Source organism: Myceligenerans halotolerans, assembly GCF_054782975.1.
Genome location: NZ_BAAGRL010000002.1, coordinates 752 through 16,102 on the forward strand (window position 1 = coordinate 752; position 15,351 = coordinate 16,102).

At 71.7% G+C, this 15,351-nt stretch carries 16 protein-coding genes; 8 read left to right on the plus strand and 8 right to left on the minus strand.

Annotated features, from left to right (window positions below; genetic code table 11):
* The 3 genes from ACYVK5_RS00030 to ACYVK5_RS00040 form a co-directional block, all read right to left on the minus strand.
* Nucleotides 1–285, minus strand: a 285-nt coding sequence (locus tag ACYVK5_RS00030) for a hypothetical protein (RefSeq protein WP_460701236.1), incomplete at its 3' end; no start/stop codon positions are given.
* A gap of 239 nt (nucleotides 286–524) precedes the next feature.
* Nucleotides 525–1,130, minus strand: a complete 606-nt coding sequence (locus ACYVK5_RS00035; RefSeq protein ID WP_460701237.1) for a hypothetical protein — start codon at nucleotides 1,128–1,130, stop codon at nucleotides 525–527.
* Between the two features lie 126 nt (nucleotides 1,131–1,256).
* Nucleotides 1,257–2,579, minus strand: a complete 1,323-nt coding sequence (locus ACYVK5_RS00040) for a hypothetical protein (RefSeq protein ID WP_460701238.1) — start codon at nucleotides 2,577–2,579, stop codon at nucleotides 1,257–1,259.
* Nucleotides 2,580–3,171: 592 nt separating this feature from the next.
* Between ACYVK5_RS00040 and ACYVK5_RS00045 the strand changes: the two genes are divergently transcribed.
* Nucleotides 3,172–4,035 (plus strand): aminoglycoside phosphotransferase family protein, encoded by an 864-nt coding sequence (locus tag ACYVK5_RS00045; protein WP_460701374.1) that lies wholly within the window; start codon nucleotides 3,172–3,174, stop codon nucleotides 4,033–4,035.
* Nucleotides 4,036–4,054: 19 nt separating this feature from the next.
* Here ACYVK5_RS00045 and ACYVK5_RS00050 read toward each other — a convergent pair whose 3' ends face one another.
* The 3 genes from ACYVK5_RS00050 to ACYVK5_RS00060 are packed head-to-tail and all read right to left on the minus strand — an operon-like array spanning nucleotide 4,055 to nucleotide 5,180.
* On the minus strand, nucleotides 4,055–4,414 hold the full coding sequence (locus tag ACYVK5_RS00050; RefSeq protein WP_460701239.1) for a DUF6507 family protein: 360 nt from the start codon (nucleotides 4,412–4,414) through the stop codon (nucleotides 4,055–4,057).
* Nucleotides 4,411–4,857 carry a hypothetical protein gene (locus ACYVK5_RS00055; protein ID WP_460701240.1) on the minus strand — a complete coding sequence of 149 codons (447 nt, stop codon included), beginning with the start codon at nucleotides 4,855–4,857 and terminating at the stop codon, nucleotides 4,411–4,413. The genes ACYVK5_RS00050 and ACYVK5_RS00055 overlap by 4 nt, the downstream gene beginning before the upstream one ends.
* 14 nt (nucleotides 4,858–4,871) lie before the next feature.
* Entirely contained in the window at nucleotides 4,872–5,180 is a 309-nt protein-coding gene (locus ACYVK5_RS00060; protein ID WP_460701241.1) for a hypothetical protein, read from the minus strand.
* Nucleotides 5,181–5,522: 342 nt separating this feature from the next.
* Between ACYVK5_RS00060 and ACYVK5_RS00065 the strand changes: the two genes are divergently transcribed.
* The 7 genes from ACYVK5_RS00065 (at nucleotide 5,523) to ACYVK5_RS00095 (ending at nucleotide 12,149) form a co-directional block, all read left to right on the plus strand.
* Nucleotides 5,523–6,833, plus strand: coding sequence for a hypothetical protein (locus ACYVK5_RS00065; RefSeq protein WP_460701242.1), 1,311 nt, complete (start codon nucleotides 5,523–5,525; stop codon nucleotides 6,831–6,833).
* Nucleotides 6,834–6,935: 102 nt separating this feature from the next.
* On the plus strand, nucleotides 6,936–7,925 hold the full coding sequence (locus tag ACYVK5_RS00070) for an ABC transporter ATP-binding protein (RefSeq protein WP_460701243.1): 990 nt from the start codon (nucleotides 6,936–6,938) through the stop codon (nucleotides 7,923–7,925).
* Entirely contained in the window at nucleotides 7,922–8,782 is an 861-nt protein-coding gene (locus tag ACYVK5_RS00075) for an ABC transporter permease (protein ID WP_460701244.1), read from the plus strand. Before ACYVK5_RS00070 ends, ACYVK5_RS00075 begins: the two co-directional genes overlap by 4 nt.
* Nucleotides 8,772–10,196 carry a sensor histidine kinase gene (locus ACYVK5_RS00080; RefSeq protein WP_460701245.1) on the plus strand — a complete coding sequence of 475 codons (1,425 nt, stop codon included), beginning with the start codon at nucleotides 8,772–8,774 and terminating at the stop codon, nucleotides 10,194–10,196. Before ACYVK5_RS00075 ends, ACYVK5_RS00080 begins: the two co-directional genes overlap by 11 nt.
* Nucleotides 10,193–10,804 (plus strand): response regulator, encoded by a 612-nt coding sequence (locus ACYVK5_RS00085; RefSeq protein WP_460701246.1) that lies wholly within the window; start codon nucleotides 10,193–10,195, stop codon nucleotides 10,802–10,804. The genes ACYVK5_RS00080 and ACYVK5_RS00085 overlap by 4 nt, the downstream gene beginning before the upstream one ends.
* 35 nt (nucleotides 10,805–10,839) lie before the next feature.
* Entirely contained in the window at nucleotides 10,840–11,484 is a 645-nt protein-coding gene (locus ACYVK5_RS00090) for an MSMEG_1061 family FMN-dependent PPOX-type flavoprotein (RefSeq protein ID WP_460701247.1), read from the plus strand.
* Between the two features lie 146 nt (nucleotides 11,485–11,630).
* Nucleotides 11,631–12,149, plus strand: coding sequence for a TrmH family RNA methyltransferase (locus ACYVK5_RS00095; RefSeq protein ID WP_460701248.1), 519 nt, complete (start codon nucleotides 11,631–11,633; stop codon nucleotides 12,147–12,149).
* Here the strand turns inward: ACYVK5_RS00095 and ACYVK5_RS00100 are convergent, their stop codons facing one another.
* Nucleotides 12,150–13,421, minus strand: a complete 1,272-nt coding sequence (locus ACYVK5_RS00100) for a folylpolyglutamate synthase/dihydrofolate synthase family protein (protein ID WP_460701249.1) — start codon at nucleotides 13,419–13,421, stop codon at nucleotides 12,150–12,152. It lies immediately after the preceding gene.
* A 4-nt stretch (nucleotides 13,422–13,425) separates the two neighbouring features.
* Nucleotides 13,426–15,351, minus strand: a 1,926-nt coding sequence (locus tag ACYVK5_RS00105; protein WP_460701250.1) for a hypothetical protein, incomplete at its 5' end; no start/stop codon positions are given.

The window sequence follows — 15,351 nt, forward strand, 5'->3', positions numbered from 1 at the left end:
CTTGGCCGCCGTCAGCAGCCACTGATGCACCGCGGCGATGTCGGCCGCCGACACGTCAGCCCCCGGGACACCAGTCACCGACATGTCAGCCGCTGAGACACCGGTCGCCGGGACACCGTCCGTCGAGACGCCAGCGGCCGGGATGCCGTCGGCCGAGCTGTCGTTCGCCGGGATGCCGTCGGTCGGGGTGTCGTGGGTGGACACGGTGGTGCGCGGGGGTGTCGTGGCCTGCCCGGCCCCGTCCTGGGGGCCGGGCAGGAAGCCCGTGGCGCGTCGTGTCGTCATGCCCTCAATTCTCTCAGCAGGCCGAGGCAAGCACGAGCTGAAACCCCTATCTGGCACCAATCTGTGGAAACATTTGTTCTACACAAGGGCGCGGTACGCGTCGCTCCCGCGAAACCTCGTCGACGCGGTCCCGCGAGCATGTTGCACGGCCGGCCCGTCGTCGGCCGCGCAAGCCGTGGCGGTGAACGCCGCAGCTGCAAGGGCGTGACCTGCGGCATCGCCAGTCTTGCCATGGACTCTCACACCAAAGGCTCCATATATTGAGCCGGGAGGTTCACATGGCGATCAGGGCACGCTACGTACCAGGCGCCGCGAGCGTCGCGTTCGTCGACCGGGAGGAGATCCTCACGGCGTTCGACGAGGAGATCGCAGTACTCGGGGAGCGGCCGCGGCTGCTCTCCCTGTACGGGGTGGGAGGGATCGGCAAGTCTCGACTGCTGCATGAGTTTCGTCGTCGTCCACGGAACCGGAAGATCGTGATCGCCACGCTGAACCTGCAGGAGCCGGACCTGCGGTCCGCGATCGGCGGCCTGGGGGACCTGCGGTCCCAGCTCGGCGAGGACGGCGTGCCGTTCGAGCGCTTCGACATCGCCTACGCGAGATGGTGGCAGCGGCTGCATCCGATGCAGCCGCTCAGCGCGGCGCCGCATCCGTGGCTGCAGGGCGCGGAGATCGTCGGCGAGGTGGTCGGCGAAGCGCTCGGCGCGGGTCTGGTCGGGACGGCCGTCAGGGCCGTCGACGCGACGACACGCAAGATGCGTGAGCGGCGCCTGATGCAGGACGATCGCGTGCTCCGGGAGTTCCCGGAGCTGGGCCTGGAGGAGCAGCGTGACGCCGTCGTCCATCTTTTCGCGAACGCGCTGAACGAGCACCGGCACGTCGTCTTCCTCGACGCCTACGAGGCGCTGGGGCCGGAGGGAGCCTGGGTGCGGGACCTGTGCGGTCAGCTCGACGGGCTCGCCGTCGTCGCGTCACGCGAACCGCTCGACTGGGAGCGGCACCACCCCGACTGGCCGGAGCGGATCCGCTCGATCCAGGTGCCGCCACTTCCTGTCGAGGCGCGGATCGAACTCCTTGACGAGCTGGGCGTGAGGGAGACCGGTCACTGGGTCCGGGCGAGCCACGGTGTCCCGTATTTCCTGCACCTCGCCAGCGAGACGAGCGACAGCCGCCGTGCGAGCGCGAGCCTCGAGGAGCGCTTCCTGCGGCACGTCGATCCGGGGCTGGCGAGATACCTGCGGCTGCTCAGCGTCGCCCGCGTGTTCGACCGCGGGGTGTTCGAAGCCGTGGCGCAGCGATACCACCTTCCCCACGACCCCGAGACATGGCAGGTCCTGTCGCGGTACTCCTTCATCGCGCGCGTCGGTCCGGACGCGCTGCAGATGCACCAGCTCATGGCGCGAGCCGTCCGACGCGGGCTCGGCCGGGGGATCGAGACGGAGATGCACGCACTGCTCCAGCAGGTGTGGACGGCCCGCGCCGAGCGGTCCCCGGCGCCGACGGCGTGGCGGGAGGCCGCCTATCACGCGACGGCTCGGACTCGCGGCGCAGGTATCGATGAGTACGAGTACCTCTTCGAGCCGAGTCCCGACCGTGAAACGCCGGCGTCCGACGCCGTACCGGGTCCCTGGGCGGACGGCAGCGACCCGGGCCTGCTCGTCTACGCCGACCGGCTCGCCCCGTTCGGCAAGGTCGCCCTCGACGGCTTCCGGGACGACCTGACCTCCGTAGGCGGGCATTCGCGGCTCGCGCGGCTCGTGGCGGCCGAGGCGTCCCTCGTGGTGGGCGACGCCAGGGTCGTCCTGGACGTACTGGGCGACACGCCACGGGAGCTGCCTGGCGACGCGGAGGAGCCGGCCGCGCGCGAGGCCCTGGCTGCCGCGAACGCCCACCGGATCGCCGGCGACACCCGAGAGGCGATCGACAGGTTCGGACAGATCTGGCCAGGCCACCAAGGCCTGTGCCGGTACGACGCCGGCGGCTGGCTCGCCGACCTCACCATGGCGGAGGGACGGTTCGCCGAGGCCATCACTATCGTGGACGACGTCGAACACGCCGCACCCGCCGAGCGTGCCGTCCTCCGGGCGGACCTCGCGCGCCTGCGCAGTCTCGCCCACCGGTTCATGTTCGACGCCGACGGTGCCCGCGAGCACCTCGATCGCGCGCGAGGACTCTACGAGGCGGCCGCGCACCACGTCGGCCTCGCGAACATCCTGACGAACGAAGCGGAGATCCTCGCCCAGACCGATCCCGAGGCGGCCGTCGACGTCGCATGGCGTGCCGTGCGGACGCACGAGGCCATGGGCTCCGACCTGGAGACCGGCAAGGCGTTCACCGCGCTCGCCCTCGCCCTCATCGCGTCCGGCGATACCGGCGGTGCGGGCGAGGTGATCGACCGGGCGCGCGTCCTGCTGGACCGGTGCGGCTATCGATCGGGTCGGGCCCGCGCCGAGCTCGTGGCCGCCTTCGGGCTCGCTCGATCAGGTGAGCACGACCACGCCTTCACGTCCGCCATCTGGGCCGTCAGCGAACTGGAGGCTGTGGGTGTCTATCCCACGCTGATCGTCCTCGCGGATCTGCTTTGCGACAGGATCGGGCGGCCGGCGCGGGAGATCGGTGACGCGGCTGCGCGGGCTCGCGATCGCGTTCAGCCGCTACCCGGGCGGGAGAGCACCATGTGGCGGAACGCGCGGGCCTACGTTGCGCGCCTGCTGGGCGACTCGTGGGACGCCGAGTACGAACGCGCGCTCGACGCCGGTTCCCGACTGTCCGGCTACTACAACCTCAATGTGCGCTCCGGCGACCACATGCTCCGCGTGCCGATCACCGGCGCCGACTCGATGGACCTGAAGATCTGGAACGAGGCCGATGTCCTCGCCGCACTTCATGACCGGTTCGCGGCCGCGCCGCGGCTGGTCTCGGTCAGCCGCGATCCCGCACCAGGTCCACGAATGGGTCGACGGCGACGTGCTCAACGACGTCTCTCCCAAGGGGACGCCCGTCCCGGCGGGCGTCGCGGCGGCGACGGGCCAGCTTCTCGCGGGAATCGCGGAGATGCCGCTGGATCTGCTCCCGCCGACGCCGGACGACTGGCCCGCCGAGAGCGACAGCGCCGCGTTCGCCCGGCGGCTGTTCGGCATCACCCGCTCCGTGCACGCCGATTTCCACGACCGGTACGCCGGGCTCTGGGCGAGCCTCGGCATCCCGGGCGACCCGTTCGCGCCGCTCGACCTCGATCTGCTCACGCCTCGCCCGTCCGTCCTCGTGCACTCCGACGTCCACCGCAAGAACCTCATCGTCCAGGGCGGCGGGCGCCTGGTGATCCTGGACTGGGAGCTCGCGCTCGCGGGCGACCCGGTGTACGAGCTCGCCGTGCACCTTCACAAGACGGACTACACGCCGGAGGACGAGGAGCGGGTGCGCCGGTCCTGGGTGCGGGCATGGGAGGAACGCGGCGGGGCTCCCCGGAACTGGGAGCCCGATGTCGGTCGTTACCTCGCGCACGAACGCGTCAAGTCGGCTGTCGTCGACTCGGTGCGGTACGCCAAGGACCTGGGCGCCGGCCGGCGTGCGGCGGGCAGCCAGGACCCGCCGTCGTCGGTCACGGGCGACTCACTGGGTGATCGCGCGCTGGAGGCGGCGAGGAACTACGCGCCGAAGCTCGCTCGCGCCCGCTCGGTCTGGGGCGACCAGCGCCCCGTCGATCTCGGGGCGGTGGCGGCGGCGCTGACGGCCGCGTCGTCAGGATGATGGTGCGACCGGACGCCGGTCACTGGGGCGCCGGCGGGCCGAGCGGCGGTCGCGGGCGCGGGCCGGGGAGCGGAGTCGGTGCGCCGATGGTGCCCGCTGCCTTCTGGTGTGCGGCGGCCATGGCGAGGTCGCCGTCGTCGTAGGCCCGGAGCGCTGCGGTGGTGCCGTCGACGACGGCGGCGATGCGGGCCTCGATCCAGCGCAGGGGTTCGACGCGGGTGGCGAGGAACTCGCCGATCGCCGTCGCACCGGGGACAGTGTCGGAGGCGGGTTCGGACTCGATCTGCCGGATGATCCCGGGCAGTTCCCGCCGCTGGGCGTCGGCCTTGTCCAGGACCTTGGCGACCTCGGCGGGGTTGATGCACCATCCTTCGGTCATCGCGCTTCTCCGGGCGTTTCGGGGACGACGGAGGTCGCCGGGTGCAGCGACTCGCGAACGAGCCGGATCATGGTGCGGACCTCGCCGGAGGCGGTGTTCCAGCGCTCCAGGCCGTGGAGGTAGGCGGTCTTGTTCCCGGAGAAGTACGCGTGCGGCCGGGCGGCATGGACGTGCTGGTCGAGATCGTCAAGGACCGACTCCAGGCGCGCGGCGGTGCTCTCGAACTCCGCGGCGGTGTCGAGGCCGTTCTCCTGCCCGCCTATGGAGTCGTTGGGTCTTTCGGGGTCGCGGGGGACATCCGCGATGATCTCAGTGAGGGTGGTGCCGATGGCTTCGGCTTCGTCTGCGTATTCCTCGATGGGCGTCATGTTGCCTCCGGGGGTGCAGGCCGTGGTCAGGGTCAGGAGGAGCACCGCGAGGCAGGCCAGCGTGGTGGTTCTCATGCCTGGGTGGTGGTTCATGGGCGGGCCTGCCTTCTGGCGAGGTCTGCTTCGAGGTCGGAGATGCTGACCGTGTTCGGTTCGTAGTCCGGGTGGTCGATCCCATCGACCCAGTCGAATCCGCCGTAGCGGTTTCCTTTGGTGCGGTCGGGGGCGTACATCTCGACGTCGCCGCCGATGATGAAGGCGACGAGATTCTTGAATGACGTCGACTTCGTTTCGTAGACGGCCGAGTGGGCGTCTGTCGGGAGCAGGTCGTCGATCTGCCGGGCGCCGGGGCTGTCACGCCGGGTGTCGTCGGTCCACTCGGCTTCGAAGCGGTGCACGTCGGGATCGTCCTGCGGAGAGGCGCCGTGGCCGAGCGAGCCGAGGTTGGTTCTTGTTCCGGCGATGCTCCGGCCGCCGACGACTCCGATGCGCGTGCTTCCTCCAGGGTCGGGATGTCCGGCTCTGCGCCGTCGTCCGGTGTGCACGAGGCCAGCCCGATCGCCGTCGCGGCCGCCATGAGTACACCAAGCGCCGTTCGTACGGCGCGATTGTTCGACCTCACTGGGCCCCCTGTCCTGGTCCGGTATGCGGGAACACAGCGATCCCCGCTCGTCCCGCAGTGTGCCCAACATGTTGAGCACGTTTGGCTCGCGCAGCACCGTGACCAGTACCGTCGCTCCGTGGCGAAGAAGTCGAGGTCAAGGGCCAAGAAGTACGGGAACCCCGCGAAGCGGGCCGCGATCCTGGAAGCTGAACGGGTTGCGCGCGAAGGGCGCGGCGCACCGCCGGTGCTGAGCGGGCTGGACGGGCCGCCGGACCACGCGATGGGCGTCCTCCAGCGGTTCATGGGGATCCCCGCCGCCGGGTCTGCCGGTCAGCGGACCGCTGAGTGGTTCGGGCCGGCGCACGAGGAGATCAGGGCGGGAGCGACGGCGCTGGTCGACGTCGAGGGGCCGCGGGCGCTGGTGGTCGCCGTCGGACGACTGCTCGGCGGCGTCCTGCACGATGTCGTGCAAAGCGAGAAGTTCGGCCTTTTCTTCGAGGAGTTCAGCGCCGAGGTGATCGAACGGACGCTGGCATCGCTTCGCGCGGGAGGGGACGACGTCGGCACCCATGCCCGGCTCATGTACGGGATCGTCGCGATGGCGCTGCCCGACGACGCCGAAGACATGTGGAAGGAATACCTGGCGGCGCTCGGTGAGTCACAGGTCTTTCCTGCGGAGTCGTGGCTGCTCGCGCGGCCGGAGATCCGGTCGACGGACCGGATGTGGCGGGCGCTCGACGGGTGCGGAGGCGCGCGGCGGGCGATCGTGGCGGAGATGTCCTGGGGTGCGGACACGTTCGTCTATGCCTGGGACATCGACGTCTGCGAGTCGCCACTGCCCGTGAACGCCGGTGCGTTCGACGGCGCGGAGCAGGCGGTCGCGGCATGGAGGGATTGGGTCGGTGAGGCCGCGGCCGAGGCGGTTGCCGAACCTGTCGACGATGTCGAGTGGGGGCTGCTCTACCGGGATCAGTTCACGGGCGTCCGGGGCGAGGAGACTCGTGCCCTCATGGACAACTGGTTCCTCACGCATCGGATGGCGCTGACCGTCGGCACGCGGCTCGGGACGGAACCGCAGGTGGAGTCGGGCGACCACACCGCGGAACTGGACGAGTTCCTCGCGTGGTACGAGGCGGAGCGAGGAGCGCCGTTGCCTGCAGAGAAGAAGGACCACGCCGACGCCCTCGCGGAATACTGGTGCCAGGGGACGGTCTCCGACTCGTGGTCGGTGATCTCACCGCACCGGATCTCCTGGAACGTGACCGGCATGGCCGACTGGTTCGACGACGAGTGGGCCCCGAAGGTCATCGGGCTGCTGCCCGACTGGATCCGGTTCCAGGGACAGCGGGCCGGCGCCTCGACGGAGCAGGTCGAGCGCGCTGTGGCGATTGCACGAGGCGAGGAGCAGCGGCGGCCGGAGGACTGTCCGGGGACTGAGCGCGCCTGAGGCGCGGGGCGGCGTAGACCTGTCGGGTCCACCGTTCGGTGGACAAGGGATCCGACCGGCCGGTGGTGGTGGCGCGGCCAGGTGTGCGAAAGCATGGTGGCCATGCAGACGGAACGGGCACCAGCACGCGGGACAGCGGACCGCGCACATCCGCGCGACACGGCGATGAGCGTGCGCGGGCTGCGCAAGACATACCGGTCGCGCGGCGCCGGAGAGGGCCCACGGGTCGCAGCCGTCGACGGCCTCGACCTGGACGTGGAACGCGGCGAGATCTTCGCCGTCCTCGGCCCCAACGGCGCGGGGAAGACCACCACCGTCGAGATCCTGGAAGGCTTCCGCGAGCGGGACGCGGGCGAGGTCTCCGTGCTCGGCGAGGATCCCGCGAGGGCGGGCCGTGCGTGGCGCGCCCGGATCGGCGTCGTGCAGCAGGACTCGCGCGACCTGGGGGAACTCACCGTCGCCGAGATGGTCGGCGCCACGGCGCGGTACTACCCCGACCCCCGTGACCCGGCCGAGGTGATCGACGCCGTCGGCCTCACGGAGCACGCGCGCAAGCGGACACGTGCCCTGTCCGGCGGGCAGCGCCGGCGGCTCGACGTCGCACTCGGCATCGTCGGTCAGCCCGAACTGCTCTTCCTCGACGAACCCACCACGGGCTTCGACCCGCAGGCACGCCGCTCTTTCTGGGACCTCGTGAACGGCCTGCGCGACGACGGGGCCACGATCCTGCTGACCACGCACTACCTGGAGGAGGCGGCCTATCTGGCCGACCGGGTCGTCGTCATCGACCGCGGGAGGGTGGTCGCGTCCGGGGCGCCGGACGACCTCGGCGGGCCGGACGCGCGCAGGCCGCTGGTCACCTGGCTTGACGGCGGCGAGCGCCGGTCGCTCCGCACCGACCGCCCCACCGAGGCGGTGGCCCGGCTCGCCCGCGAGATTGCCGAACCAGGGGGCGAGATCCCGGGGCTCACGGTCACCCGGCCGACCCTCGAGGACGTGTACCTGGACCTCATCGGTGGCGGGAGCGGCGGGAGCGTCGTGGGCGAGAGCAGTGACGAGCAGGGCAAAGAGAGCAGTGAGGCGCAGCGATGACAACCAGCACCCGTGATGCGGCCCCCTCCGCCCGTCCCCGACTGCCCGGCTGGCTTCCACTCGGCCTCGTGCGGACGCGCGTCGAGATGCTCGGCTTCCTGCGTGAACGTGACGCGATGATCTTCATCTTCGCCTACCCGCTGATCATGATGGCGATCTTCGCCTCGGTGTTCGGCGGCGAGAACCAGGTGTTCGACATCGGCACCGGCCCGGTGGAGATCAACTTCGCGCAGTACTTCCTGCCCGGCATGGTCGCCACCGGCGTCATGCTGTCCAGTTTCCAGACCGTGGCGATCTCCATCGCCGTCGAGCGCGACGACGGCACGCTCAAGCGCCTGCGCGCCACGCCCCTCCCGGCGGTCTCGTACTTCCTCGGCAAGGTGGGGCAGGTGCTCCTGGTCTCGGTCGTGCAGACGGCGGTGCTGATCGCGCTCGCGAATGTCGCGTTCGACGTCCCGATGCCCGACGGCGACCGCTGGTGGACGTTCGCCTGGGTGTTCGCGCTCGGCACCGCGACCGGGACGGTCTGCGGGGTGGCGTTCTCGACGGTGCCGAGATCGGGGAGGTCGGCGTCAGCGGTGGTGACGCCGGTGGTGCTGGTGCTCCAGTTCATCTCCGGGGTCTTCTTCCCTTACCCGGCACTGCCGGACTGGATGCAGCAGATCGCACAGGTGTTCCCGCTGAAGTGGCTGGCCCAGGGTATGCGGTCGGTGTTCCTGCCCGACGAGTTCGCGGCGGTCGAGACCGCCGGGGAGTGGCAGCACCTGCTCATCGCGACCGTGCTCGGCCTGTGGCTCATCCTGGGACTGGTGATCGGAGTACGGACGTTCCGCTGGCGGAGGCGCGATGACGGGTGACGACAGGGGAGATCTCCCGCCGGCTCCCGGCGGGCCGTACGCGGCGTGGGACCGGATCGTCGTGTGGTGGGACGTCGCGTTCGTCGCGATCCTGGTCCTGACGGCGATCCAGATGGCCGTCGAGGGTGCACGGGGTGCCGGGCTGCTGCTGTCGTACGTGGCCCTCGCCGCGATCGGCATCGCGTACGCGATCTGGGGCGGCCCGGCAGCGCGCTCGCGGAACCAGACGGCCGCCACGGCCTACCTCGTGGTCCTCGTGATCGGCACCGGAGTGGCGACGGCCGGGTCCGAGAGCGCCTCGCTGCTGCTCTTCGCGGCGTTCTCGCACGGCTGGATGTTGCTCGAACGGCGCCTCTGGTCCATCGTCGCCAGCGCGGCTCTCGCGGTGGCGGCGACGCTGGGAATCCTGATCCGCGTGGGATTCGCGCCGCAGGCGGTGACCGTCCTCCCGGCCCAGATGGGTGTGGTCCTGGTGTTCGCCGTCGGGCTGGGGATGTGGGTCGCGTGGACGATGCGGCAGGTCGAGGAGCACGCACGTCTTCTCGATGAGCTCCGTGCGGCGCAGGACGCCCTCGCGCGGTCGCACCACACGGCCGGTGTGGAGGCTGAGCGGGCCCGGATCGCCCGCGAGATCCACGACACGCTCGCGCAGGGGTTCACGAGCGTCGTCATGCAGGCGCAGGCGGCGTCGGCGGTCCTGGACACCGACGACGACGGCGTCGAGGTGGTGCGCGAACGGCTCCACCTGATCGAGGAGACGGCGCGCGACAACCTCGCCGAGGCCAGGGCTCTGGTCGCGGCGTTCGCTCCGGCACCGTTGAAGGAGAAGTCGCTGGTCGAGGCGCTCGGCCGGCTCGTGACGCGGTTCGGCGACGAGACCGGCCTGCAGTCGTGGTTCGTCGCCGACGGCGTGCTGGGCCTGCCCCCGTCTGCCGAGGTGGTGCTGCTGCGGGTGGCGCAGGAGGGGCTCGCGAACGTGCGCCGGCACGCGAGTGCGAACGTGGTCGAGGTCCGCCTGGCGTGCGTGGACGATACGGTGCTGCTCGAGGTGTCCGACGACGGGCGCGGTCTTCCCGAGGGCTTCGGGCTGGTGGCGGGCGAGGGGTTCGGGCTGTCGGGCATGCGGGAACGTGTCGCGACGGCGGGCGGCAGTCTGTCGATCGGTCCCGGGGACACAGGTGGCACGGTGCTCGCGGTCCGGCTGCCGCTGGACAATGCCGCGAGCCGGTCAGGCGGAGTCGGGACGGCCGGCACGGGTACCGGCCCAGGCGCCCTGGCGGCCGGTGCCGACGGGATCGCGGACGCGGAGTCGAGAGGTCCCGGCACCGGCGAGCCGGAAGTAAGTGGATCGGGGGCGCGCGGTGTGGAAGATCGTCGGGCAGGAGCAGGTACAACAGAAGGGCAGCGCGGATGATCCGGGTGCTGGTGGCGGACGACCACCCAGTGGTGCGTTCCGGCCTGGTCGGCATGCTCGCCGTCGAGCCCGACCTCGAGGTGGTCGGCGAGGCGAGCGACGGCGCCGAGGCGGTCGCCCTGGCCCGCGAGCTCGCACCCGACGTCGTCCTCATGGACCTGCGGATGCCCGTGCTCGACGGCGTCGGGGCCACGACCCGGATCCGTGCGACCGACGGCCCGCCGCGCGTCGTCGTCCTGACCACCTACGACACCGACGCCGACATCCTGCGCGCCGTCGAGGCCGGGGCCACGGGCTACCTGCTCAAGGACACGCCGCGCGCGGACCTGGTCGCCGGTGTCCGCGCGGCGGCGCGGGGCGAGACGGTGCTGGCACCGAGCGTGGCCACGCGGCTGGTGTCCTCGGTGCGGACCGACCGGCTCACGCCGCGCGAGGTCGAGGTGCTGACCCTGGTGGCGCGCGGACACTCGAACGCCGAGATCGGCGCCCGGCTGTTCATCACCGAGGCCACGGTGAAGACCCACCTGATCCGCGTCTTCACCAAGCTGGACGTCCAGGACCGCACCGCCGCGGTCTCGGTGGCCCGGGAACAAGGCTGGCTCGGCTGAGGCTATGGGCTGGACAGCGCCGTTACGTTGAGCTCATGACTGCTGAAGCGACCTCCCGGCTCGGTACTCCGGTCACGTCCATCACGGAACTGGAGGACATCGTCGGCCAGGCGACGTCCCCGGCACGCGACAAGGTGCGCACGGTCCTGCACGAGCTCGACCGGCAGTTCCTCGCCGCGTCGTCGCTCGGTTTCGTCGCGACCGCCGACCCTGACGGCCAGCTCGACGTGTCACCCAAGGGCGACCCGGCGGGGTCGTTCGCCGTCGTCCTCGACGACCACACCATCGGTGTCCCCGAGCGGCCCGGCAACCGCCGCGCGGACGGATTCCACAACCTGCTGGCCGACCCGCGCATCGGCCTGATCTTCGTCGTCCCCGGCCGTGGCGACACGCTGCGGATCAACGGCACCGCGCGCATCGTGCGGGACGCGCCCTGGTTCACCGACCTCCAGGTGCGCGGCCACATCCCGGTGATCGGGCTCGAGGTCGAGATCGCCGAGGTGTTCTACCACTGCTCGAAGGCGTTCCTGCGCTCGAAAACGTGGGACCCGGACTCGTGGGAGCCCGACGCCGCCCCGCGCCGCGCCGTCATCTCGAAGAACCTGGAGCGCAAGGACCAGTCGCTCGCCGAACTGGACGACTACTACGGCCCGGGCTACGCGGAGAAGATCTACGACTGATCGTGCGGGGTCGAGCACCGGCTCGCGGACCTGCAGGTACATATGACACAATCACGCCATCGGACGTTCACCGTCGATGGCCCGGCGCCGCCGCTGAAAGGCGCCCATCTCATGTTCCTGTTCCCCGGAGGCACATTCCCGCGCGCATGAGCGGGGGTAAGACCAAGCCGCACGAGATCCGTCGCAAGCGACGTGATGGCCGGCACGGCTGCTGGGACCACCTGATCATCGCGCCCCTGTGGGTCGCCTACGACGCGAATCTCGGCACCCTTCTGCGCACCTGCGACGCGGTCGGGGCGTGCATGGCCGTGCCGCGCACGCCGCACTACCGCAACGCCCTCGCCGCGGGCGACACGCTCCGTGGTCGGCGCCCGTGCATTCACTGGGTAGCGCCGTCCAAGGAGGAGTGGCTCGACCAGCAGCGAAACGCCGGCCACCGCATCCTCGCGGTGGAACTGGCCGACGGCGCCACGCCGCTCCCGCGGCTCGGCACCGCACCAGGGCCCACGGTGGTCCTGCTCGGTCACGAGCACCACGGCGTGCCCGACGACGTCCTGGCCGACGTCGACGAATGCGTCGAGATCCCGATGGCCGGCTGGGGCGCGAGCCTGAACGTCGCCGTCGCGGGCAGCCTGGTGCTGTACCGGCTCATGGGACTGATGTAGTCAGGCGAGCGCCTCATACGCCAGGTCTGTCCTGATGTCGAGGACGTCGAGCGCGATCCCGAGGAACGACTGGGTCCCGACGACGAGGCACGCGCCGTCGGCCAGGCCTCGCGCCAGCGCCTCCCCGGCGGGGAGCACCTCGCCGTGCAGCGCCTCGGCCTTCGTGAAGGTCAGGTAGTCGTCGGCGCGCGAGGGCACGATCCGGTCGAAACCCCGGAGCTCCGCGAAGCAGGCCGCGGCGTCCTTCGTGTCCGGGAAGCTGGCCACGACAGTGCCGAGGCCGGCGGCGTCGTCCCCGAGCTCGGCCCGCCACGCCCGCCACGCGTCGACCGTCGCGCGCACGCCCTCCGGCGAGATCGCGCCGTCGACCATGACCGGGCCGTTCGCCGTCGGATACCGGCTCATCCGGCCCGGTACGCGCACGGTCCGCAGCACGGCGGCCACGTCGGCGTCGTCGAGCCGCCGGCCCAGGTCCGCCGCCAGCGCCCGGGCCGCCGCCTCACCGGCCGTCGCGTTCAGCCGCGTCAGCGGGGCCAGTCCGTCCGGCACGCACGACGGCGCGCCCGCCCCGACCACCACCAGCTCGGTCTCGAACTTCGCCGCGGTCTCCTCCACGAGCACCATCACCTCGGGATCCTGCTCGACCGTGACGATCGTGCGGGTGCCGTGGCCGACGACGCCGAGCAGGTCGCGGGCCACGTCGTCCAGCGTGGGCCCGAGCAGGTCGCCGTGCTCGTAGAACACCCTGGTCACCGCCACGATGCGGGCGTCGAAAAGGCTCACCTCGTCCGACCGGCCGCCGAGCCCCTCCTCGAGAACCAGCGCGTCCGCGCCCCGTCCGGCGGTCCAGGCGGCGCCGGTGATCGTGTAGGCCCCGGTGGGGGAGAGGTATCCGGACCCGTCGCGTCCGACGACGGTTCGTGCGGCCGCGAGCCGTGCGGCCTCGGCCTCGTACTCCGCGGGTGAGATCGCGGCGCCGTCGAATCGCATCCGCTCGCGGTTCGTGCGCAGCCCGGGTGACGTCACCAGACCGACGCGGGCGGGTCGGTCCGCGCCGATCCGGACGGCCGCCGAGAGCACCGCCGCGGCATGGACCGCCGTCGTCCCCTTGCCCTTCGAGCCGACGACGGCGAGCACCGGCGGTGTCCCGTCCCAGGTGCCCAGCGCCGCGCCGACCGCGCGAGCACGGTCGAGCGAACGCCGCTCCTCGGGCCGCCGGGCGGCCCACTCCGCGAAGAACGCCTGATCGCCAGGGAGGTGTTGAGCCGTCACCCGCCTACTGTCTCATCCCGTCCGGATCGGCCATCCCGTCCACCCAGTCCTTGTCCACCCGGGCATCCGGGCGCGGCTTCGGCATGCGGAGCCTGGCCAGGGCGAAGACCGTCATCAGGACGGCCGCGGTCCCGATGACCGGCCAGCGCGGATCGTTGATCTGATGGATCGCGAGGCCGAGCCCGGCCACGGGAATGACCAGTCGGTTGAGGTTCGCCGCCAGGAAGGTGCGGAGCCGGCGCCGGACCGTGACGACCGTCGCGGTCGGTGCGTCGATCTGCGCCCTCAGGTGTGCCGACATCCGGATCACGACGTGCGGCGACAGATCGCCGGGCGGGTCCGGCCAGAGCCGGTTCACCCGCTGCGCGGCCCTGGAGACGGCCGCGGCCGTGCTCGACGACGGCGGGTCGTGATCCTCGACGGCCTGCGCCACCGCCTCGCGTCCACCCCAGCGGACCAGAACCTGCTGTCCGGGGTCGATGCCGAGCCGGTCGAACGCGGCCGGGTTCAGCGACACCATCGACGTGGAGTCGTCCCCGGCGTGTGCCTGGACGACGCGTGCCGAGAACTCGGGGGCGCCGAACAGCCTCCGCCAGAGGCGCTCGAGGCCCCGGTCGACGGCTACGGCGGACCGGCGCGGCCAGGAGAGCACTCTCGTCGTTTCGACCATCGCCCGCGGGGCGGCGACCAGCACCACGTGCTCCGCCTCGTTCGGATCCGTGGCGCGAACGCCGGACATGGTCAGGAGGCGGTGCTGGTAGTCGAGCCGCACGGTCCCCGGCCGGACGTGCTCGCGGGGAACGGCGGTGACCCAGGCGGTGACGCCGTCGCGGACCAGCAGATAGGACGCACGGTCGGCGACGTCCTGCGGTGAGACGTGCACCTCGTGCTGCCCGGGCAGGTCGTCGGCGAGCGCCGCCACGATGCGGTGGCGGCGTAGCGGCGGCACGACGACGTCGACGTGGTCGACCGTCTCGCGGCTGTGCGCGAGCCCCGGGCCGTCGGTGAGCGCCGCGACCAGCCGGCGGGTCACGCCGGCCTGCCCGGGGCGCAGCTCGCGGACCCGGGCCGGCATGCCCTCCGCCTCCGTGGTCCACGCCCAGGCGATGGCGGTGCGGGCGCCGGCGCGCACCGTCACGGGAACCGGCCCGGTCGTCCCGGCCAGGACCGCGGGCCGTACGACCACGGTGGGCACCCCGGACGGGATGGGGACGAGTGTCGTGGCGAGGCGATGGGAGGTGCGAGTCGGCCCGGACGGTTCCGGCTCGGCCGGTCCCGAGGCCGCCGTCGCGGGTACCTCCGCCTCGATGGCCGCCACCAGGGAGGCCACGAGCAGCTCCGGGTCCGCCCCGTTGCCCTCCGGCGGCCGCAGGTGGGCGCCGATCTCCACCTGCACCGCCGGGATGCCGCGCTCCTGCGCGAACGCCGCGACCGTCGTCGGCCGCATCGCGTCGAAGAGGGCGTTGCGGGTGACGCGGAGGTCCGACCGGCCGAGCGAGGCGAGGAACTCCTCGGGCAGGGCGCCCTCCCCGAAACCGAGGTCGACATCCATCCCGTCGCGGGTGCGCATCCCGTGCAGGTCGACGACGACCCGCGGGGCGAGCTCGGCGAGGCGGTCCTTGAACGGGTGCCGCGCATCGAAGTTCGCGTCCCCCGGCTCGGCCGCGAGTCCACCGACGGAGATCAGCGCGCCGCATCCGGTGAGATCCGCGAGCAGCAACGCAAGCCCTCCCGTGCCGCGGTCCGCCCACTTGATCTCGCCGGAGCGCGCGTGATTCGTCGCGTGCGGCGCGGTGACCACCAGCCCGGGCCGCGTGGTGCCGGAGACCTCGATGATTCCCGTCGCGGGTTCACTCAGCCGCCTGCCGGGAAGGGGCTCCGGACGATCGCCGCCGTACCGCTGCGCTCCGAACGCCTGTTCCAGGTTCCT